The sequence below is a fragment of the Hymenobacter sp. M1-2 genome (assembly GCF_057808495.1).
Window position 1 is genome coordinate 26,785 of record NZ_JBTYZO010000031.1, and the last position, 19,059, is coordinate 45,843.

Below are 19,059 nucleotides of genomic sequence, written 5' to 3' on the forward strand. Positions count from 1 at the left end.
CCCGCAACCCGAGTCCTTGCCATGCCCGTTCTGCGATTTTTCTCAGTCCGTGCATTCTTTTGCCCTGGCTGCGGCGTGGGGTTTGGATTGATGAGTGGGCCGCGACTAGCCGCCACGGCCGGTTTGCTGCTGGTACTGCTGCTCGGCAGCCGGCAACTGCCGGCGCAGGCGCTTGCTGCGGCCGGGCCGGCTTCCAACCTGATCGGGGCAGGGCCGACCGTTTTTCAAGTACAACAGCCCGACTTCCGGTTAAGCCCGCTGACCGGCATGACCCGCCGCCACTGGTACAATGCCGCCTTGTACCTGCTGCAAGGCGCTTTCAGCTACGTACACCGCCTCGACGACCCGCTGGTGTTTCCCAAGCAGCCGGGCAAAAGCTACCCGCGCACCGCCGCGCAAGAGCCGGCCGAGAAGTTCGAGGATCTGTGCCGCACGCTCTTCATCGCCGTGCCGCTGCTTAAGCAAAACCCCAAGCTCGAAATCAACGGCATCCGTGTAGCCGACTACTACCGCCACCATCTCGGCCGCCTCGTCGACCCGGCCAGTCCCACCTACCTGCGGCCCCGGGCCCCGCACGAGCCCCGCAGCCAGCCGCTGGTTGAGTTTGGCGGCCTGGCGGTGTGCTTGTTTGCGGCCCCGGAAGTGCTGTGGGACCCGCTGCCCCGCGCGCAAAAAAACGCTCTGGCCGCCACCATGCTCAGCTACGGCGACGGACCCACGGTGCCGTCGAACTGGCAGTTTTTCAACGTCTTCGTGCTAAGCTTCTGCCAGAGCCGCGGCTACGCCGTGAACGAGCCGCTGCTAAAAGATTTCCTGCACAAGCTGCTGGCCCTCTACCGCGGCCAGGGCTGGTACAACGACAACCCGGCCTACGATTACTACAGCGCCTGGGCGTTTCAGCTCTACGGCCCGCTGTGGGCGCAGTTCTACGGCAACCACCACTACCCCGCGCTGGCCCGGCAGTTCACGGCTAACCTGCACGAAGCCAAGGACCACTACCCGTACCTGTTCAGCCGCCAGGGCGAGATGATTATGTGGGGGCGCAGTATCAGCTACCGGTTCGGGGCCGTGGTACCGCTGCCGCTGTTGGGCCTCGCGCCCGCGCCCAACACCAACTACGGCTGGCTGCGGCGGATTTCGTCGGGCGTGCTGCTGCAGTTTCTGCAGCACCCGGAGTTTCTGCAGGACCGGGTGCCCACGCTGGGCTTCTACGGGCCGTTCGAGCCGGCCGTGCAGGCCTACAGCTGCCGGGGCAGTGCCTACTGGGCCGGCAAGGCCTTTCTAGGACTGCTCGTGCCCGCCGACAGCCCGTTCTGGACGGCCACCGAAAACGAGGGGCCCTGGGCCGCCGAGCTGGCGCCCAACACCGTGCTCAACAAGTTTCAGCCCGGCAGCGGCATCCTGATTACCGATTACCCCAACAGCGGCGCGGCCGAAGTGCGGGCCTGGTGCCACGCCAAAGTGGTGGGCGTGGCCGAGCCGTTTCGGGGCACCGAAAGCTACAACCGCCTGGCCTACAATAGCGCCTTCCCCTGGCAGGCCGACGGCCCCAACGGCGAAGTGGCCATGAACTACGTGTTCCGCAACCGCCTCGGCCAGTGGGAAGCGCTGCGCCTCTACGACTTCCGGCGCTTCGCCGACGGCGTCTACTACCGCGACGCGGTGCTGGAAACCGACACCACCGTGCGCCTGCACCTGGCCGATGTGCCCCTGCCCAACGGCTTGCTGCGCCTCGACCAGATCAGCGGCCCGCCCGGCACCGCCCTGCGCCTGGGTCACTACGCCCTGCCTGCCCTAGCTGGCCAGCCCCTGGAGCGGCACACCCGCCGGGTGCGCGGCCACGTGGTGCAGCTGCTCAGCAACGGGCGTTACCAATTGGCTTTGGTGCCGCTCCGCGGCTGGCAAGCGGCGCGCGTAGTCGATACCCAGGGGCTGCACCCGGCCAGTGCCGAAAGCGCCGTTATCAACGCCGAAGCCACGTTGCCGGCGGGGGGCTCCACGCTGTACGCCACGCTCTTGCTTTGGAAAAAAGCCGGGCAGCCCTGGACCGACGACGAACTGCTGCCCGTGCGCCAGCTCAAGCCCGCCGGCCCGGGCGTGCAAGTCCGCTTCGCCGACGGCACCCGGAAAACGATTACCTTTTAAGCTGCTGCCCTTCCTTCCCACCCCCCGTTCTCATGCTGCTGCTCGGAATCGACATAGGAACTTCGGCCGTCAAGGTGTCGGTGGTCGACGCCCAAACCCGGCAGGCGCTGGTGTCCGTTACTTGCCCGGCCGATACCGAGCGGGCCGTGACGGTGCGCCAGCCGGGCTGGGCCGAGCAAGACCCGCAGCAGTGGTGGCACGACACCTGCCTGGCCATCCGGCAGGCCCACGCCAGCGGCCGCTACGACCCGCACGCCATCCAGGCCATCGGCATTGCCTACCAGATGCACGGGCTGGTGGTGGTGGATGAACGGCAGCGGGTACTGCGCGACGCCATCATCTGGTGCGACAGCCGCGCCGTGCCCTACGGCGAGCAGGCTTTCCGGGCGATAGGGGAGGAGCGCAGCCTGAGCCACCTGCTCAACTCGCCCGGCAACTTCACGGCCGCCAAGCTGGCCTGGGTGAAAGAGCACGAGGCGAAGACGTACCAGCGCATTCACCAGGTGCTGCTGCCCGGCGACTTTGTGGGCCTGCAGCTCACGGGCGCGGCCACCACCAGCGTGTCGGCCTTGTCGGAGGGCGTGTTCTGGGATTTCGCCCGCGGCGAACTGTCGCAAGATGTGTTCAACTATTTTGGCTTCGATCCGGCCTTGATTCCGCCGGTACAAGGCGTGTTTGCCGACCACGGCCGGCTGCTGCCCGCCGTGGCCGCCGAGCTAGGCCTGCCGCCGGGCATTCCGGTCAGCTACAAAGCCGGCGACCAGCCCAACAACGCCCTGGCCCTGAACGTGCTCCGGCCGGGCGAAGTAGCGGCTACGGCCGGCACCAGCGGCGTCATCTACGCCGTCACCGATCAGCTACTGGCCGATGCCGACGGGCGCGTCAATACCTTTGCTCACGTCAACCACGCCGCCGACGCGCCGCGGCTGGGCGTGCTGCTCTGCCTCAACGGCGCGGGCAGCCTGAACCGCTGGACCCGCAACGCCGTGGCGCCGGGCCTATCGTACCCCGAGGCCAACCAGCGGGCCGCGGCCGTGCCCCCCGGCGCCGACGGGCTGCTGTGCCTGCCCTTCGGCAACGGCGCCGAGCGCCTGCTGGGCAACCGGCAAATCGGCGCCCATTTCCTCGGCCTCGACCTGAACCGGCACACGCCGGCCCACTTGCTACGAGCGGCGCAGGAGGGCGTGGCCTTCGCCTTCCGCTACGGCCTGGACGTGCTGCGCGACCACGGCCTGCCGCTGACCTTGGTCAAGGCTGGCCGCGCCAACATGTTTCTGAGCGAGGTGTTCACCCAAGCTTTTGTCAATGCTACCGGGCTAGCGGTGGAGCTACTCGACACCGACGGCAGCGTGGGCGCCGCGCTTGGCGCCGGCATCGGCGCGGGCGTGTACGCTTCCGCCGACGAGGCATTCCAGGTCCGGCCGCGCGGTCAGCTCATCGAGCCCGCGGCTGCGCTGACCGCCGCCTACGAACCTGCCTATCAGCGGTGGAAAGCCGAGTTACGCGCCCGCTTAGCGCAAACCGAGCCCGCGGCCCAACCCGAATCGAGCCCGGCCTGACGAACTGCTTTTTCCTTACCTCGCCCACTCCACCCGTTCTCCCTATGTCTACAATCCTCGGCCAGAAAACACTGTTTAGCGCCATTCCGCACATTCCATTTGAGGGTCCCGACACCGACAACCCGCTGGCTTTCCGCTGGTACGACGCCACGCGCGTGGTGGCTGGCAAGCCGATGAAGGACTGGCTGCGCTTCGCCGGGGCCTACTGGCACTCCTTCAACGGCTCCGGCGCCGACCCTTTCGGCGAGCCGACGCATATTTTTCCCTGGGACGCCGAGCCCGACCCCATTGCGCGGGCCAAGGCTAAAATGGATGCCGCCTTTGAGTTCCTGACCAAGCTGGGGCTGCCTTACTACTGCTTCCACGACGTGGACGTGGTGGACTACACCCACGACGTGGCCGACAACGAGCGGCGCCTGCAAACCCTGACGGAGTACGCCGGCCAAAAGCAGCAGGAAACCGGTATCAAGCTGCTCTGGGGCACGGCCAACCTCTTCTCGCACCGCCGCTACATGAACGGCGCGGCCACCAACCCCGATTTCCACGTGCTGGCCCACGGCGCCGCCCAGGTAAAAGCGGCCCTCGACGCCACCATCGCGCTGGGCGGCGAAAACTACGTGTTCTGGGGCGGGCGCGAAGGCTACATGAGCTTGCTCAACACCGACATGCAGCGCGAGCAGGAGCACCTGGCTCGCTTCCTGCACACGGCCCGCGACTACGCCCGCCGCCAGGGCTTTAAGGGCACCTTCTTCATCGAGCCCAAGCCCATGGAGCCCACCAAGCACCAGTACGACTACGACGCGGCCACTGTCATCGGCTTCCTGCGCCAGTACGATCTGCTGGCCGATTTCAAGCTGAACCTCGAAGTGAACCACGCCACGCTAGCCGGCCATACCTTCCAGCATGAGCTCCAGGTGGCCGCCGACGCCGGCCTGCTGGGCTCCATCGACGCCAACCGCGGCGACTACCAGAACGGCTGGGACACCGACCAGTTTCCCAACAACCTCTACGAGCTGACCGAAGCCATGCTCGTCATCTTGGAAGCTGGCGGGTTGCGGGGCGGTGGCATCAACTTCGACGCCAAAATCCGCCGCAACTCCACCGACGTGCAGGACCTCTTTCACGCCCACATCGGTGGCATGGACCTGTTTGCTCGCGCCCTGGTAGTGGCCGACAACGTGCTGCAGAAGTCCGATTACCGGCAGGTGCGCCGGCAGCGCTACGCCTCCTTCGACGGCGGCCTGGGGCAGGCCTTCGAGCAGGGGCAGCTCACCCTAGAGCAACTGCGCGACTACGCCGCCGCGCATGGCGAACCGGCTGTAATCAGCGGCCGTCAGGAATACCTCGAAAATCTGATTAACCGCTTTATCTAAATCAGTAGGCAATGAGCAATATCGGACCATAAGGCCGGGAATTGCTCATTGTTGATTACTCATTGCCCGTTGCTCATTGCTCATTGCCTCTATGCACCAACTCTCCAACCTCGATTACGTCGTCTTTTTCGTTTATTTTCTCATCGTGGCCGGTTACGGCCTGTGGGTGTACCGGCGCAAAACCGGGCACGACGGCACCGTAGAAGGCGACTCCAAGGACTACTTTCTGGCCGAAGGCTCGCTGACGTGGTGGGCCATCGGGGCCTCGCTCATCGCCTCCAACATCTCGGCCGAGCAGTTTGTGGGCATGTCGGGCTCGGGCTTTAAGATGGGCCTGGCCATTGCCACCTACGAGTGGATGGCCGCCGCCACGCTGCTGGTGGTGGCCGTGTTCTTCATTCCGGTGTACCTGAAGAACCGCATTTTCACCATGCCGCAGTTTCTGAGCCAGCGCTACAACGGCACCGTGGCCATGATCATGGCCGTGTTCTGGCTGGCGCTCTACGTGGTCGTCAACCTAACCTCCATCCTGTACCTGGGCGCCATTGCCATCAGCAGCGTTTCGGGCCTGAACCTGGAGTTCTGCCTGTACGCGCTGGCCGCCTTTGCCATCGTCATCACCTTGGGCGGTATGAAAGTCATCGGCTACACCGATGTCATTCAAGTGTTTGTGCTCATTCTAGGCGGTTTGGCTACCACCTACCTGGCTCTGAACCTAGTGGCCGAGCACTACGGCCAGACCGGCGTGCTCAGCGGCTTTGCGCAGCTCACAACTCAGGCCGGCGACCATTTTCACATGATCTTCCGGCGCGACAACCCCAACTACCTCGATTTGCCGGGCCTGACGGTGCTGCTGGGCGGCATGTGGATCGTGAACCTCAACTATTGGGGCTGCAACCAGTACATCACGCAGCGGGCGCTGGGAGCGAGCCTGCCCACGGCCCGCGCCGGCCTGCTGTTTGCCGCGTTTCTCAAGCTGCTCATGCCCGTGATTGTGGTGCTGCCGGGCATCGCGGCCTACGTGCTGTTCAAAGCCGACGTGTTCAGTGGCGAAATGATGCAAGGCGGTGAGGTGAACCCCGACCGCGCCTACCCGGTGCTGCTGAGCATTCTGCCGGTGGGGCTGAAAGGCCTCTCGTTTTGCGGCCCTCACGGCAGCCGTGGTGGCCTCCCTGGCGGGTAAGGCCAACTCCATTGCCACTATTTTCACGCTCGACGTGTACCAAAAGGTGTTTGACCCAGCGGCTTCGGAAAAAAAACTCGTTTTCATTGGCAAAGTGGCCGTGGTGGTGGCCATGATCCTGGGCGTGCTCATCGCCCCGCACCTAGGCATCGACAAGAAGGGCGGCTTCCAGTACATCCAGGAGTACACGGGCTTCGTGTCGCCGGGCATCTTCGCCATGTTCATCCTAGGCTTTTTCTGGCCAAAAACTACGTCTTCAGCGGCTCTGTTTGCCACTATCGGCGGTTTTCTGCTCTCGGTGCTGCTCAAGTTCCTACCCACCGTGGCCGACCTTTCCTTCCTGGCCCCGCTGGGTTTTGCCGTGCCCAATGCTCAGGGCGTGTACGAAATTCCTTTCCTCGACCGCATGGGCTTCGTGTTCCTGTTCTGCGCGGCGGGCATGGTGCTCATCAGCCTCGTCGAAACCGGCCGCGGCGTGCAACCCAACGGCTTGGCCGTCGACGCGGGCATGTTCCGCACCAGCCCGCGCTTCGCCCTGGGGGCGATAGTGATTCTGGTCTTGCTGACCACCTTGTACACGGTGTATTGGTAGTTCATTGCCCTGTTCTTATCACCTCTCGCGTTGATTGCCATGCTCGTTGCCTCCCCATTGCCGCCGACTTCCAACGCCGCTTTGGCTACGCCCCACAGCTGCTGGTGCGGGCGCTCGGGCGCATCAACCTCATCGGCGAGCACACCGACTACAACCACGGCTAGATGATGCCCGCCGCCATCGACAAGGAAATCTACTTTGCCCTGGGCCTCAACCACGGCTCCGCCGCCCGCCTCGTGGCGTTCGACAAAGGTGAAGAATGCAGCGCGCCCCTGACCCGAGTGAAGCCCGGCGCCACCTTGTGGGCCAACTACCTGAAGGGCGTGGTAGCAGCGCCGTAGCAAGGTTCGATTGCGTCTTTGGCGGCACCATTCCCGTGGGTGCCGGCCTCTCGTCATCGGCCGCCGTGGAGTGTGAAGTGCGGGCTAGCATACACCCTCAAACAGTTGCTCAACAGCCGCCTCGACCGGCTGGAGCTGGCCCACATGGGAAATGAAAGTTACACATGGCGCAGACATGGCCCAGCTCACTGGCTTGCCGTCAACATACAGAAATCGATTCCAGACAGGCCATTTTTCAGTGCCTCTTATGGCAGATAGAAATAGGCGTGTGTGAGTCCGTTTTATCCAATCATTGTTCAGCTATAAAGTGGTGCATTGTGGGGTGCATTGACAGGAGCACTAAGCAAAGTAGCCGAGAAGAAAAAAGAGCGGGGTCTGTGTAGTGCCTTTTTGCGGTAGCTAGCGAAGGACGTTAGACCTCAAGCCGCAATCACTCTACACACTGCCAAATCAACTGTGGTGTTAGGCGCCGTTGCCACCGGTTCGCCCCACGCGGCCCGCATGGCTTGGTGCTGCAGTTCTTCTACCACCTGGGCGTAGCGCATGGTGTTTTGAATCTTGGCGTGGCCCATCACCCGCTGCAGCACTGTCACGGGCATCCCGCGCAGCAAGCTTTGCACGGCGAAAGTGTGCCGGGCAGTGTGCATTGTCACTAGTTCTCAGAGTGGCACCGCTGTTTTTGTCACCTGGCCGCCTACGGTGCTCACCACTTCCACCGAGCGCGTCAGTCCCGCCAGCTGGGCCGCTTTCTTCACGTAGCGGTTCAACGGTTGATTGGCCAGCACCGGCAACAGCCGTGCGCCTTCATGCTGCCGCTCGGGCGTGGCGTAGCGGTCCAAGATTTCGGCCGCCAGCTGACTCAGGTAGATGCTCACCGTCGCCCGGGTTTTCGTTTGCACCAGCCGCAGCACCCGGTCGCCGTCACCGTTGGCGCCGAGCCCGTGCACATTGCCCGCGTGCAGAGCCGCGACGTCTGAATACCGCAAGCCTGTATAGCAGCAGAAGAGAAACACGTCCCGCGCTGGCTCCAGATGCTTCGGCAGCTTGGCCGCCACTAAGGCCGCTAGGTCCGCCCCGGTTAGGTACGTCTTGGCTTGATCGGTATAGCGCACCTCCAACCGCTTCAACTCCAGTCCTAAGGGTAGCTTCCGCTCGCCGCTAAATGATTGCCCGCCGTCTTGTAGTGGCGTAATGTGTGGAAGGCGTACCCGCGCCCGTGTAGTACGTGCTGGAAGTCAGCGAAGCGCGCCAACAGCGTCGGCTCTTCTTCGACCGCTGCCGCGGCCGGGTTGATTACTTCTCGCATCAATGCCACGGTAGGAGCAATGTTCGCCGCTCGCAATTCCCGGTATCGGTCCTCTAAACGTCTTACCAAGGCCCGCAGTCCTTCATTGGCTGACTGGAAGCCGGGGAATGAACGTCGGAACTCTTGCTCCTTGTTGTTCCACTGCCGTGGCTCGCAGCGCTCCTTGGTGGAGCAGCGCAGCCGCAGCCCGTCGAAATAGCCCGACACATAGACCGGCACCGTGCCCGCCTTGTCCTGTTTGTCTTGCCGCAACTCAAACACAACTTTCATATCGCTTGAAAAAAGAGGTGGCGTAGGAGGTGGCGTAAAAGCAGCGGTAAGTCGGGGTAAACTCATCAGTAAACCGCGACCGGCCTAAACGCAACAACTAGCCTCAAAAACTGCATCTGTGAACAGATTTGCAGCTTTTGAGGCTAGTTGTTGCGGGCGCTATTTACGCTTCCAAGTACCCAGAGCCGGGATAAATCCAGTCGTGATAATATTCTTTATTTCAAGAGATTAAAAGGCTAATTTTTGGGAGTGGAGGCAGAAGTGGGGCCATTTTCCATCAGGTGCCGCCGTACCTCGCCTTTGTCGAAGCTCAGCGCCTCAATCACCTCCCAGAGCCGTTCTACCGTCACGTCGGGCGCGCTCGGAATGTAGCTCGATACGTAGCCCCGTACCCGCCACAACTCCACCATGTCCCGCGTTTCCATCGCGTAGGGCTGCCGGTGCGGATTGTCTGAGAATAGCGTTACCTCCGTGTCCATACTCCGCACCCGCGCCTTGATGCGCTTGAGCATCACCGACTCCGGCGTGACTATCACGTACACCTCGCCCGGTTCCACGAACCGAAGCTCATCCACCCGGCTACATACCACCACGTCGCGGTGATTGATGGTCGGTTCCATCGAGTCGCCGGCCACCTCAAACGCCCGGAACTCGCCTCGCTCGAAACCTGGTAGCCGGTAGTTGTCGAGATGCCGGAAGTACACGGCTTCGTTATGTTGCAACGAGTAGCCTGCCTGAGCTGGAATTGGTACGAACACCGTGTTTTCCTTGCCTTTGTCGTCTACCGTCACCACTACCACCTTGTCGCCCCGGACTTGCTGCTGTAACGGCAGGGGAGCTGCGTCCGTCGCCCCGCCCCGCAGCATCGGGCCTTTGCCCAGCACCAGCCAATCAGCCGACACCTCCGACCAGCGCTCCAGAATATCCGTGAGCGTGCCAAACGACGGGGCCGAGCCTTGCAGAATGCCGTAGAGCTTGCTGGCAGCGGCGTACCCAAGCTGCTTGGTCATGCTGTTGGCGTTCAGCCCGTAGTGCGCAATCATTTCCTGTAATCTGGAAACTACTGCCGGCATTTTTTGGGGCTGTTCCTCAGCTTCTTTCATGTTGTATCACATATTTCAGTAAGAATTGCAGAAATATGTTTGTATGTTTGGTGTAAGTGGTTGCGCTTCTGCTACACTAATATACAGCAAACTTACAACAGTCATGAAAGAAAAAGAGAAAGAAATTACACCGCTCCGGCAATTACTGGAAAAGTTGGGCCAACGTAGCTCCGTGGTGCAGGCCACTCTGTCCCGCCTCCACGAGCGTGGTATCAAAGCCAGCATGTCGCTGGTGTACAAGACGATAAACGGCGAAGTACTGCGCCACGATGTGGCCGAAACCTTCATCGAAGTGGCCGAGCAAGAGTTAAACCGCCGTCGCCAGCTCGAAGACCGGGCCCGCCAATTTCTTGCTGACGCCTGATGCAAGCCGCCGTGATTCTCAGCGCGGCCGAGTGCCAGAGTCTCACCGCGCGCCTTGACAAGCTGGAGCAGGCTGAAGCTGCCCGCCGGACCCCGCAACCCCCGCCCGATCAGGTGATGACCACAGCCCAGGCCGCGGCCTACATCGGCCTGTCCGTTGATGCCCTGCTGCGCGCCCGACGGAAGGGAAGTCTGCCTGGCATGCGACTCAACGAGCGGGACTTGGGTTTTCGCCGCTCCGCCCTCGACGCTTTCACCGTACCACCCTGCAAGCCCACGCTGCATGAGCCGGACCGTCGTCTCCCTGTTCGACCACTCCGGCCGCTTCACCGCGCCCTGGGCTGCCGCTGGCTACACCTGCTACTGCGTGGACGAGCAGCACCCGCCCGGCGAAACGTGGCAGGATAACGTGTCCCCAATTACCAAATGGCTACCCGCAAAAAAGCCCCGCAAACCCCCGTCCTGAATTCCGCATCACTGGAGGACGCCGACTACACTACCACCCTCGACTACCCCGGCGATGCCCGGGCCCCATTGTGCCCTACCTGCGGCGAACTGCTGGCCTGGCACGAGGAGCCATGCACCGGCCAGATTAAGTCCAATGTACAGCCGACAGCTGAGAAAGCGGAGGCGCCCGGCGACGTGCCGCCCAGCCTGACTCCCTCACCCTTCGCCTACGCTCTGGACCAGCCTGTACAGTCCGCTCCCGATGCCCCGGCTATGCCCATCGTCTAGCGCGGCCAGGTCAAAGAGCGCCACCCGCGCACCGGCCTCATCCACCGCGTCAATGTCTACCGGCTCGACAACGGCTATTGGGACTGCTACTACGAGGCCGAATTGCAGGTAGCCTAAGCTTAGATTGGGGAAGGAAACACCCACCGAATCGGCTTCTAGCCCGGCCGGCCGGCATCCCCTGCTACGGCACCTGAACCAAGCATTATGCGGCTGCGGGGCGACTGCTGAAAGCTCGCCTACCCCCGAAAAAAAGGCATTACGCCAGAGCCGTGAAGTACCCGTGCTCTACTGAGACTGCGGCGCGCTCGTCAGTATGTACAATCAGGAGAGTAGGTGGTAGCTGACCCCGTTCCTGGTAGGGTCCGCCTTGCGTGCTACTTAGACTGGCCCACCTCGGCGGCGAGCGAATGCCTTCCGAAAGCCTCTGCCAGCGCCCGTAGATGAGGGTCTTCGATCAGCAGGCCCTCCACTGGCTGCTCGGCCTGCACCGTGTCCAGCACCCGATCAACCGCCGACGTAGCGAGGTGCCCGAACCCCATGCGCCAATCGGCAAAGCGGCGTTGCGGCCCCGGCCCGGCGCTGACCGTCACCACCTGCTCATGGCGGGTATCGTGCTGAATGCGTTGGTACAAGGCCCGCACATCCGCCTCCGGGCCTTCCAGCACCTGCACGTAGCGCCCCTCGCTGTAGAGCAGCAGCCCCGTAATCTGGTGAACGGCATTAAACGAGCGGGACCACTCCAATAAGGCGTGCAGCTCCGCTTCACTCGGCGGGGTAGTAGCCCGACTGTGGTAGAGCACCTGGTAAACACTCAGGTTGAGCAAGTCTACTACCTCATCTATCGTGAGAGTGCCGCGCTGGTACAGGGCCAGCAAGTACCGCTCATAGCGTTGCGGCGCCAAGGGAGTATTGGTGGTCAAAGCTACGGCCATGGCCACGGCGCGTCGGCGCTGGGCCAGGGTGGGAAAGTCGGAAGCTTGCATACCCGGCTCTACGTGGGCTCCAAGGCGCGGATGTCCGTAAGCGCCTCCGTAATGCGCTTATTTATGAAAGAATAGGCGCTTTTCAGTAGTTATCACGAGGGCAGCGTGCGTGTTAGTCTCAACTCAACGACGGCTTATCACTGCTTCAAAACCCAATGAGCAGGCGGCCTAAGCTAACTGCCGAAAACGCCCAACTCCGCCACAGCTCCCTAGTTCCGCAATCTGCTCCTGCCCGCTTCGTCTGGTTGCCTTCTAACACTGCTGTGTTTCATGTGGTACTCGTCTCATGCCAGCCACTCCCCGAACCCGTTGCCTGGGCCTTCAAAGGCCGTCAGTATAAGGTACTGCAAGGTCACTACGGCTTTCAGCGCACCATCGACCACGCCGGCCGGCCCAGTACCACCGTCACCCCGCAGGTCGTCACGCTCACCCTCGATGCGTCCGATGAGGACGCCTGCCTGAGTGCCTACATGCTCGACCCCTACCAGCGGGCCAGCAGCTACCTGGAGCAGCGCCGCTCCGATGGCACGATGCTGCACCGCCTCCACCTCCAAGCCGCCCTCTGCGTCGGGCTGCGCGGGCACTTTAACCCCGCCGACCCGGCCGGCTGGCCCGGCGAAACCCTCACCCTGCGCTTGACGGCCGTTGCCCTCACCGGCGCTACCCTCGAAGCCCACAGCGGGCTGCCCTGGGATGCCCCCGAGGAAGTAAGCCGCCGCGCCCGGCGGCACGGCCCGCGGCAACGGCCTCGACGGCGTGTGGAAGCACGACAACCCGCCGCCCGATTACGCTTTCGGCCGCGTCAAGCGGGTAACCTAGCGCCCTGACAGCCCCGCCGCAGCATGGTGCTCATGCCGGCCCGCTTGGTGGCCGGGCTACGCCGGCAAGGCGGGCAGCTCAATAAAAAACGTGGTGCCTACCCCTTCCTCACTCTCAAACCAGATGCGGCCCTGGTGCAGCTGCACGATGGTCTGAATGACGGACATGCCCAGGCCGGTGGTTTTCTCGCCCCGCAGCCCCGGCCGCCGGGCCTTGGTGAACCGCTCAAACAGTTCCGCCTGCTGGGCCGCCGGAATGCCCACGCCGGTGTCGGCCACCGTTACCAGGGCCAGCGAGTCGCGCCGCTCCACCCGCACGGTAATGGTGTGGCCATCGGGCGTGAACTTGATGGCGTTGCTGAGCAGGTTGTTGATGACCTGCTGGAACTTGTTGATGTCGAAGCTCACGTACAGCGGCGGCTCGGGCGCCACAAACCGAAACGCCAGGTGGGTGTGCCACTTCGACTGCTGGTACTCCTGCAGTACGGTGCCCAGCCAGGCCACCAGGTCGGCCCGCTCCCGCTTCAGCTCCACATTGGCCGACTCCAGAAACTCCTGGTCCACGAAGTCGCGAATCAGGTTGACCCCGTCCGTGCAAGTGCGCTCCATCATCGTCAGCAGTTCCCCAAACGTCCCCGACCCACCCGCCGGCGCCTCCAGGCGCAAATGCTCCGTGAGCTGCTGCATGAGCACCAGGGGCGCGGCCAGGTCGTGGGACAGGATTTCGAGCGTGGCGTTTTTCTTGGCGTTGAATTTCTGCGCGTTGATGGCCGTTTCCTTGTCCGTCGTAATGTCCAGCACCCAGCCGCTGAGGTAGCGCCCGCCGTCGGGCAGCTCCTCCCGGCAGGCCGTCACCGACAGCCACTGCACCTGCCCCTGCGCCGTTATCAGGCGCAGCTCCATGTCCTGCACCAGCTCGCCGGCCAGCGCCCGGCCCACCTGCTGGTGTAGCAGGGCGTAGTCGTCGGGGTGCAGGCGCTGCCCGAGCGGCGGCAGATCCTCGTTGACGCGGGCCGCCGGCTGCGCAAACACCGTCTCGTAAGCCGGGCTGACGTACACCACCCGCCCCTGCGCCAAGTCATAAGAAAAGCTAACGACTTTGCTGCGGTGCAGGATAGAACGAAATAGAAGAGGATGCTCGGTCATGGGTCGTAAATTACTCCTGCTTACACTGCCACCCGGGCTGGTAGATTGCTCTTGGTTATCCAAATGCAAAGCTAGGTACCACAGCCGGTTCTTTTTCTACTACCCCGCCGATTCGGCAGCCAGCACCGCCGCCTGAATGCGTGCCAGCCGGGCCTGAAACCGAAACCCGCCGCCCAGGGCCGGAGCCACGCCCAGCGGTACCCGACCCCTACCCACACGTACCCGGTTTCGCAAAAAAAGCGGATGAGCAGGTGGCCCGCACCGTACGCCCGCTGGCCAGGCCAGTCGCCAGCCGGTCGCGCGCATCCAGCGGTAAAATCCAGCAGTAAAGCGGGGAGGAGGGCAGAGCCCCCGGCCGGCTGCGTAACAAGTCGCCTCCTACGCAATTACCTCCGTAACGGTTTCCCGCCACCAACGACTACTACCACCACCATACGACGACCCCGTGCGCAGCGGGTAGCCGGCAAGCGGTGCGTCGTGGGGCTCCTGGCCTCCCACCGCGTCTGTGGTCTGGCTACGCCGGATACTACTACCGGCCATGGGTTGTGCCGCAACCAGCTTTTATTCCCGCCAGTAAACCCTCATCTTCGCTAACCGGCTGCGGCTGGGCAACTCCGGATTCCTCTCAGCTGCTATGATTCCTGCTCTCCCCGTATCTGTTTCTCCAGCTGAGGCTGACACGCTGCTGCGCGACTTGTTGGCCGTCTCGCTCACGGGTATCAACCTGCTGCGCCCGCTCTACGGCCCCTCGGGCGAGCTGGAGGATTTCGCCTTGGACTACCTCAACCCGGCCGCCCAACGCATGACGGGTCTGCCCGAGCGGCCCGATGGCACGGCTCGGACGTTTTTCCCCGACATCTTCACCAATGGCGTCTTTGCCTTCTACCGGCGCGTGTTTGAAACGGGCGAGGCCGGGCGCTACGACTTCAACTACCAGGCCGACGGCTTCGACAACTACTTCCGCGTAGCGGCCCGGCGCAGCGGTGAGCGGCTGGTGGTGAGCTTCACCGACACCGCTGACCAGGACCGAACGGCGGCGGAAATGGCCCTGCGCCAAAGCCAGGCCGCCGAACAAGCCGCCCGCGCCGACGCCGAAGCCCAGCGCCGACGTCTCGAACGGTTTTTCAGGCAGGCCCCAGCGGCCATCTGCGTCCACGACGGCCCGGAGCTGACCTTCGAGCTGGTCAACTCGGCTTACCAGCGCTTTTTCCCCGGCCGCGAACTGCTCGGCCAACCGCTGCTGGCGGCCCTGCCCGAAGCCGCCGACCTGACGGCCTACCACACCACGCGCCGCGTGTACGAAACCGGTGAAACCTTCGAGGCCCGCGGCCTGCTAACGCCTTTGCTCAACGAGGCGGGCGAGCTGGAACCGCGTTACTTCGACGTGGTGCAGCAGGCCCGCTACGACGAGCGCGGCCGCGTGGACGGCGTGCTCGTGTTTGCCTCCGAAGTAACCGAGCAGGTACTCGCCCGCCAGCAGGCCGAGGCCCTGCAAGCCGAGTTGCTGGCCGCCGCCCAGCGCCAAGCCGCCGAGGGCGAGACGTTTTACCAGGTGTTCGAGCAAACGCCGGCCGCTATCGTGTTGCTGCGCGGGCCCGAGCACCGGGTCGAGTACCACAACGAGGCCTACCAGCGGCTGTTTCCAGACCGCCGGATGCAGGGCCGCACCATTATCGACATCCAGCCCGATACCTTGAACCAGGGCTTTGTGGCCTTGCTCGACCGAGTGTACCAGACCGGCGAAACCTTCTACGGGCGGGAGTTACAGCTCAACATCAACCAGGCCGATGGGCGCCGCCAGGAAACGTATTTCAACTTCACCTACCAGGCCTATCGCGAAAACGGCCGAATTGCGGGCGTTTCGGTGTTTGCCTACGACGTCACCGAGCAGGTGCACGCCCGCCAGGAGCGCGAAGCCCAGCAGCGTAAGCTCTACGCCCTGTTCGAGCAAGCACCAGCCGGCATCTGTGTGCTGGCCGGCCCCGACCTGGTGTACGAATTCGTCAACCCCAGCTACCAGCAGCTTTTGCCCGGCCGGGCCCTGGTGGGCAAACCCATCCTGGAAGCGCTACCCGAGTTGGCTGGTACCCCTGTGGCCGCCATCCTGCGGGCCGTCTACGACACGGGCGAAACCCGGCAGGAGCCCGGCTTGCACATTCCGGTGGCTCGGCCCGATGGCCGGGGCCTGGAGGACCGCTACTTCTCCTTCGTCTACCAGGCCCGCCGCGACGAGCACCAGCGCGTCGACGGGGTGCTGGCGTTCGTCTTTGAAGTGACCGAGCAGGTGCAGGCCCGCCGCCAAGTGGAGGAAAGCGAGCAGCAGGTGCGCGCCTTGGTGGCAGCCGCCCCGTTTCTCATCGGCGTGTATGTAGGCCCGGAGTTCCGCATTCAGTTGGCTAATCAGGCCATGCTCGAGGCGATGGGCAAAGGCCCGGACGTCATTGGCCGGCGCTACGCCGACGTGCTGCCCGAGCTGCAAAATCAGGCCGTGTTCGAGCAGTTAGACCAGGTGCTGACCACCGGCCAGCCCCTGCACCTGCGCAACCAAGAGCTGGAAGTGGTCATGGACGGCACCCCGCAGACGTTCTACTACAACTACAGCTTCACCCCGCTGCGCGACACCCAGGGCCGGGTGTACGGCATCCTGAACACGGCCGCCGACGTCACGGACCTGGCCCAGGCCCGCCAGCGCCTCGAAGCGTACGCGGCGGAGCTACAGGAAAGCGAGGCCCGCTTCCGCACCGTGGCCGACACCGCGCCCAATATCGTGTGGAACCTCCACCCAGACGGCTCGGTGCGCTACGTGAATAAGTATTGCCTGGACTTCTTGGGCATTACGTTGAAAGAGTTTGTAGCCCACAACTGGGTGCCCTACTTGCTGCCGGAGGACGTAGCGCCCACCCAGCAACTCCTCATGAAGGCTATTCAGGAGCGCACCCTCTTCAGCATGGAGCACCGCATGCGCCGCCACGACGGGCAGTACCGCTGGCTCCAGACCCAGGGCGGCCCCAGCTACCTGGCCAACGGCGAACTATACGGCTACGTGGGCTCGGCCATCGACATCACCGACCTCAAGCAGTCCAACGAGCAGCTCACGCGCACCAACGTGGACCTGGACAACTTCATCTACACGGCCTCCCACGACCTGAAAGCCCCCATCGCCAACATCGAGGGCTTGCTGCTGGCCCTGGAGCAGGAGCTGCCCGCCGAGGGCCGCGTCGGCGACGTGCCCAAGATGCTGGCGTTGATGCAGGATGCCGTGGACCGTTTCAAGCGCACCATCGGCCACCTGACCGACATTTCGCGCCTGCAAAAAGAGCACGCTGCTACCAGCGGCCAGGTGCCGCTAGCCGCTGTCATCAAGGAAGTCTGCCTCGACCTCACGCCCCTGCTGCACGAAACTCAGGCCATACTTGCCGTGGACGTGCCCGCTGATTTGACCCTGACCTTCTCGGAGAAAAACCTGCGTTCAGTGGTGTATAACCTCCTGAGCAATGCCCTCAAGTACCGCCACCCCGAGCGCCCGCCCAAGGTTCGCATTACGTGCCGCGCGCAGGACGGCTACCAGGTGCTGGAAGTGCAGGACAACGGCCTGGGCCTGGACCTGACGCAGAAACAGGACCAGCTGTTTGCCATGTTCCGGCGCCTGCACACCCACGTCGAAGGCACTGGCATCGGCTTGTACATGATCAAGAAGATGGTCGAGAATGCCGGGGGCCGCATCGAGGTGCAGAGCCAGCTCGGCCAGGGCTCCACGTTTGCCGTATACTTTCCCCGCTAAGCCGGCCCCAACGCAGCCGGTCCGTATTGCCTTGTATGATCAGACTACCGTGTATTCTGCTGGTCGATGATGACCCGACCACCAATTTCCTGAACCGCAAGCTGCTCGAGCGCCTGGCCGTCACGGAGCAGGTGCTGGTGGCGCTGAATGGCCGCGAGGCGCTGGATATGCTACTGACACAATGCGGGCAGCAGCCCGCCCGCCCGCCAGTGCTGGTGTTTCTAGACGTGAACATGCCCGTGATGAACGGCATCCAGTTTCTGGAAGCCTACCAGCAGCTGCCGCCCGCCCAGCAGTGCGCCCTGGTCGTGGTCATGCTCACTACCTCCGTCAGCCCGCGCGACCAGCTGCGCATTCACGGGCTGCCCGTGGCCGCCTATTTGAGCAAGCCCCTCACCCAGCAGCAGGTTGAGCGCGTGCTGCAGGAGCACTTCAGCTAAGCCCCGCCGGCCCTGCTAGCCGAAACGGGCAGACCATCCGGCCTCCGCGGTACCCCTATTGCTGCCTAGTGCACTGCGCTTACCCCCTGCGCAATGCCACCCCGAGTGGCCCTTGATTATACGTTCTCCCGTGTCGGTCCTGTTGGCCGCGGCAAGCAGGGCCTGGGCCAGCCCCTTCGTGGGCAGTGGTGCCGGAACGGAATAGCCCCCCAGGCAGTTCAACGAGCTGATCAAACCAATGCCTAGGCGTTCCGCTTTCCGGGTGGTGTCTTTTCGAATCAGGGGGCGGGTTGAAAATGGTGAGCTTCGGAAAGCCCAGCGCCTTGGCTTCTCCTAGGACTCTACACCCGGGAAACCGACCTAGCTAGGTCGAGTGAACATATCAGTACTTGCGCCTTACATAAGGCCATCATGCTTCGGCTCCGCCTCTGTATGACCGTTTTCAGGTCAACTGTTAACAGCTCCCAGGCACCAGCTGAAGAAGATACGCCCGTGAGTCGGGCACACTCCGCCAAAAATTGCTCCTGCACGGCCATCACCGCGGCTTGCGGATGGGCGGCGCTGGGCTGCTGACTCACGTACACCACCCGCTGCTCCTGCACGTGGTAGGCGAAGTGAACGGCTTTGCTTCGGTCGAGCAAAGAGCGGAACAGCACGGGATAATCCGTCATGCAGCAGATAAGGGTTGGGGCTGAGGTCGGTACTGGCCGGCGGGTGCGTAATTGCCGTAGGCCGATAGGCACATTGTGCCTGAGGGTAGGATACCGATTATCGTACGCAGAGGTTGCGCTTGGTGCTGCCTGTCTGGCGCCGGGCCTGCTGGCCGGCCCTCGCTACCGTTCAGCTAGCCGAAACCAGCGGAACCCTGCGCGGAAAAATGTTCGTAACGGGTTTGAATCCAAGCAATACCTTGGGCCGTTC

General features: G+C 63.2%; 20 protein-coding genes and 1 pseudogene. 12 read left to right on the forward strand and 9 right to left on the reverse strand.

What is annotated here, in order from left to right; translation table 11 throughout:
* The first annotated feature begins 21 nt into the window (after positions 1 to 21).
* From ACYSMN_RS22860 to ACYSMN_RS22885, 6 genes and pseudogenes are all read left to right on the forward strand, one after another.
* On the forward strand, positions 22 to 2,145 hold the full coding sequence (locus ACYSMN_RS22860; protein ID WP_488926244.1) for a DUF2264 domain-containing protein: 2,124 nt from the start codon (positions 22 to 24) through the stop codon (positions 2,143 to 2,145).
* 32 nt (positions 2,146 to 2,177) lie between these two features.
* Positions 2,178 to 3,704 (forward strand): xylulokinase, encoded by a 1,527-nt coding sequence (locus ACYSMN_RS22865; protein WP_488926245.1) that lies wholly within the window; start codon positions 2,178 to 2,180, stop codon positions 3,702 to 3,704.
* 44 nt (positions 3,705 to 3,748) lie between these two features.
* On the forward strand, positions 3,749 to 5,077 hold the full coding sequence (gene xylA, locus ACYSMN_RS22870; protein ID WP_488926246.1) for a xylose isomerase: 1,329 nt from the start codon (positions 3,749 to 3,751) through the stop codon (positions 5,075 to 5,077).
* Between the two features lie 91 nt (positions 5,078 to 5,168).
* A pseudogene (locus tag ACYSMN_RS22875) lies at positions 5,169 to 6,852 on the forward strand (sodium:solute symporter family transporter).
* Positions 6,846 to 7,016, forward strand: a complete 171-nt coding sequence (locus ACYSMN_RS22880) for a galactokinase family protein (protein ID WP_488926247.1) — start codon at positions 6,846 to 6,848, stop codon at positions 7,014 to 7,016. The pseudogene ACYSMN_RS22875 and the gene ACYSMN_RS22880 overlap by 7 nt, the downstream one beginning before the upstream one ends.
* A complete protein-coding gene (locus ACYSMN_RS22885) occupies positions 7,017 to 7,193 on the forward strand; it encodes a hypothetical protein (RefSeq protein ID WP_488926248.1) in 177 nt (58 codons plus the stop codon).
* 419 nt (positions 7,194 to 7,612) lie between these two features.
* Here the strand turns inward: ACYSMN_RS22885 and ACYSMN_RS22890 are convergent, their stop codons facing one another.
* From ACYSMN_RS22890 to ACYSMN_RS22905, 4 genes are all read right to left on the reverse strand, one after another.
* The gene (locus tag ACYSMN_RS22890; protein WP_488926249.1) at positions 7,613 to 7,840 is read right to left on the reverse strand and encodes a tyrosine-type recombinase/integrase; all 228 of its coding nucleotides are present in this window, start codon (positions 7,838 to 7,840) and stop codon (positions 7,613 to 7,615) included.
* A gap of 12 nt (positions 7,841 to 7,852) precedes the next feature.
* Positions 7,853 to 8,320, reverse strand: a complete 468-nt coding sequence (locus tag ACYSMN_RS22895) for a site-specific integrase (protein WP_488926250.1) — start codon at positions 8,318 to 8,320, stop codon at positions 7,853 to 7,855.
* Positions 8,321 to 8,328: 8 nt separating this feature from the next.
* Positions 8,329 to 8,769 (reverse strand): Arm DNA-binding domain-containing protein, encoded by a 441-nt coding sequence (locus ACYSMN_RS22900; protein WP_488926251.1) that lies wholly within the window; start codon positions 8,767 to 8,769, stop codon positions 8,329 to 8,331.
* Positions 8,770 to 9,005: 236 nt separating this feature from the next.
* Complete coding sequence (locus ACYSMN_RS22905; RefSeq protein ID WP_488926252.1) at positions 9,006 to 9,812, reverse strand: S24 family peptidase; 807 nt, start codon at positions 9,810 to 9,812, stop codon at positions 9,006 to 9,008.
* A gap of 163 nt (positions 9,813 to 9,975) precedes the next feature.
* On the opposite strand from ACYSMN_RS22905, the gene ACYSMN_RS22910 reads away from it, so the two are divergent.
* Genes ACYSMN_RS22910 through ACYSMN_RS22920 form a run of 3 tightly spaced genes read left to right on the forward strand, consistent with a single transcriptional unit; the run spans position 9,976 to position 10,970 of the window.
* Entirely contained in the window at positions 9,976 to 10,236 is a 261-nt protein-coding gene (locus ACYSMN_RS22910) for a hypothetical protein (RefSeq protein WP_488926253.1), read from the forward strand.
* Complete coding sequence (locus tag ACYSMN_RS22915) at positions 10,236 to 10,643, forward strand: helix-turn-helix domain-containing protein (RefSeq protein WP_488926254.1); 408 nt, start codon at positions 10,236 to 10,238, stop codon at positions 10,641 to 10,643. The genes ACYSMN_RS22910 and ACYSMN_RS22915 overlap by 1 nt, the downstream gene beginning before the upstream one ends.
* Before the next feature lie 18 nt (positions 10,644 to 10,661).
* Complete coding sequence (locus ACYSMN_RS22920; RefSeq protein ID WP_488926255.1) at positions 10,662 to 10,970, forward strand: hypothetical protein; 309 nt, start codon at positions 10,662 to 10,664, stop codon at positions 10,968 to 10,970.
* Positions 10,971 to 11,344: 374 nt separating this feature from the next.
* On the opposite strand, the gene ACYSMN_RS22925 is transcribed toward ACYSMN_RS22920, so the two are convergent.
* Positions 11,345 to 11,953, reverse strand: a complete 609-nt coding sequence (locus tag ACYSMN_RS22925; RefSeq protein ID WP_488926256.1) for a BLUF domain-containing protein — start codon at positions 11,951 to 11,953, stop codon at positions 11,345 to 11,347.
* 272 nt (positions 11,954 to 12,225) lie between these two features.
* Between ACYSMN_RS22925 and tssD the strand changes: the two genes are divergently transcribed.
* The gene (gene tssD / locus ACYSMN_RS22930; RefSeq protein ID WP_488926257.1) at positions 12,226 to 12,780 is read left to right on the forward strand and encodes a type VI secretion system tube protein TssD; all 555 of its coding nucleotides are present in this window, start codon (positions 12,226 to 12,228) and stop codon (positions 12,778 to 12,780) included.
* Between the two features lie 48 nt (positions 12,781 to 12,828).
* Here tssD and ACYSMN_RS22935 read toward each other — a convergent pair whose 3' ends face one another.
* The 3 genes from ACYSMN_RS22935 to ACYSMN_RS22945 all read right to left on the reverse strand — a co-directional run bounded on the left by ACYSMN_RS22935 (position 12,829) and on the right by ACYSMN_RS22945 (position 14,457).
* Positions 12,829 to 13,917: a PAS domain-containing sensor histidine kinase gene (locus tag ACYSMN_RS22935; protein WP_488926258.1), complete on the reverse strand. Its 1,089-nt coding sequence runs from the start codon at positions 13,915 to 13,917 to the stop codon at positions 12,829 to 12,831.
* A 99-nt stretch (positions 13,918 to 14,016) separates the two neighbouring features.
* Entirely contained in the window at positions 14,017 to 14,151 is a 135-nt protein-coding gene (locus ACYSMN_RS22940) for a hypothetical protein (protein ID WP_488926259.1), read from the reverse strand.
* A 144-nt stretch (positions 14,152 to 14,295) separates the two neighbouring features.
* Entirely contained in the window at positions 14,296 to 14,457 is a 162-nt protein-coding gene (locus ACYSMN_RS22945) for a hypothetical protein (protein WP_488926260.1), read from the reverse strand.
* 94 nt (positions 14,458 to 14,551) lie between these two features.
* Here ACYSMN_RS22945 and ACYSMN_RS22950 point away from each other — a divergent pair, with 94 nt between their 5' ends.
* Positions 14,552 to 17,698, forward strand: coding sequence for a PAS domain-containing sensor histidine kinase (locus ACYSMN_RS22950; protein WP_488926261.1), 3,147 nt, complete (start codon positions 14,552 to 14,554; stop codon positions 17,696 to 17,698).
* A 35-nt stretch (positions 17,699 to 17,733) separates the two neighbouring features.
* Complete coding sequence (locus ACYSMN_RS22955; RefSeq protein ID WP_488926262.1) at positions 17,734 to 18,138, forward strand: response regulator; 405 nt, start codon at positions 17,734 to 17,736, stop codon at positions 18,136 to 18,138.
* A 341-nt stretch (positions 18,139 to 18,479) separates the two neighbouring features.
* Here the strand turns inward: ACYSMN_RS22955 and ACYSMN_RS22960 are convergent, their stop codons facing one another.
* Positions 18,480 to 18,809 carry a hypothetical protein gene (locus ACYSMN_RS22960; RefSeq protein ID WP_488926263.1) on the reverse strand — a complete coding sequence of 110 codons (330 nt, stop codon included), beginning with the start codon at positions 18,807 to 18,809 and terminating at the stop codon, positions 18,480 to 18,482.
* Between the last annotated feature and the right edge of the window lie 250 nt (positions 18,810 to 19,059).

Bases quoted from the DNA above. Each gene is read 5' to 3' on its own strand.
- ACYSMN_RS22860 (WP_488926244.1), top strand. From the start codon at position 22: ATGCCCGTTCTGCGATTTTTCTCAGTCCGTGCATTCTTTTGCCCTGGC.
- ACYSMN_RS22865 (WP_488926245.1), top strand. From the start codon at position 2,178: ATGCTGCTGCTCGGAATCGACATAGGAACTTCGGCCGTCAAGGTGTCG.
- xylA (WP_488926246.1), top strand. From the start codon at position 3,749: ATGTCTACAATCCTCGGCCAGAAAACACTGTTTAGCGCCATTCCGCAC.
- ACYSMN_RS22885 (WP_488926248.1), top strand. From the start codon at position 7,017: ATGATGCCCGCCGCCATCGACAAGGAAATCTACTTTGCCCTGGGCCTC.
- ACYSMN_RS22890 (WP_488926249.1), bottom strand. From the start codon at position 7,840: ATGCACACTGCCCGGCACACTTTCGCCGTGCAAAGCTTGCTGCGCGGG.
- ACYSMN_RS22900 (WP_488926251.1), bottom strand. From the start codon at position 8,769: ATGAAAGTTGTGTTTGAGTTGCGGCAAGACAAACAGGACAAGGCGGGC.
- ACYSMN_RS22905 (WP_488926252.1), bottom strand. From the start codon at position 9,812: ATGATTGCGCACTACGGGCTGAACGCCAACAGCATGACCAAGCAGCTT.
- ACYSMN_RS22910 (WP_488926253.1), top strand. From the start codon at position 9,976: ATGAAAGAAAAAGAGAAAGAAATTACACCGCTCCGGCAATTACTGGAA.
- ACYSMN_RS22915 (WP_488926254.1), top strand. From the start codon at position 10,236: ATGCAAGCCGCCGTGATTCTCAGCGCGGCCGAGTGCCAGAGTCTCACC.
- ACYSMN_RS22920 (WP_488926255.1), top strand. From the start codon at position 10,662: ATGGCTACCCGCAAAAAAGCCCCGCAAACCCCCGTCCTGAATTCCGCA.
- ACYSMN_RS22925 (WP_488926256.1), bottom strand. From the start codon at position 11,953: ATGCAAGCTTCCGACTTTCCCACCCTGGCCCAGCGCCGACGCGCCGTG.
- ACYSMN_RS22935 (WP_488926258.1), bottom strand. From the start codon at position 13,917: ATGACCGAGCATCCTCTTCTATTTCGTTCTATCCTGCACCGCAGCAAA.
- ACYSMN_RS22945 (WP_488926260.1), bottom strand. From the start codon at position 14,457: ATGGCCGGTAGTAGTATCCGGCGTAGCCAGACCACAGACGCGGTGGGA.
- ACYSMN_RS22950 (WP_488926261.1), top strand. From the start codon at position 14,552: ATGATTCCTGCTCTCCCCGTATCTGTTTCTCCAGCTGAGGCTGACACG.
- ACYSMN_RS22955 (WP_488926262.1), top strand. From the start codon at position 17,734: ATGATCAGACTACCGTGTATTCTGCTGGTCGATGATGACCCGACCACC.
- ACYSMN_RS22960 (WP_488926263.1), bottom strand. From the start codon at position 18,809: ATGACGGATTATCCCGTGCTGTTCCGCTCTTTGCTCGACCGAAGCAAA.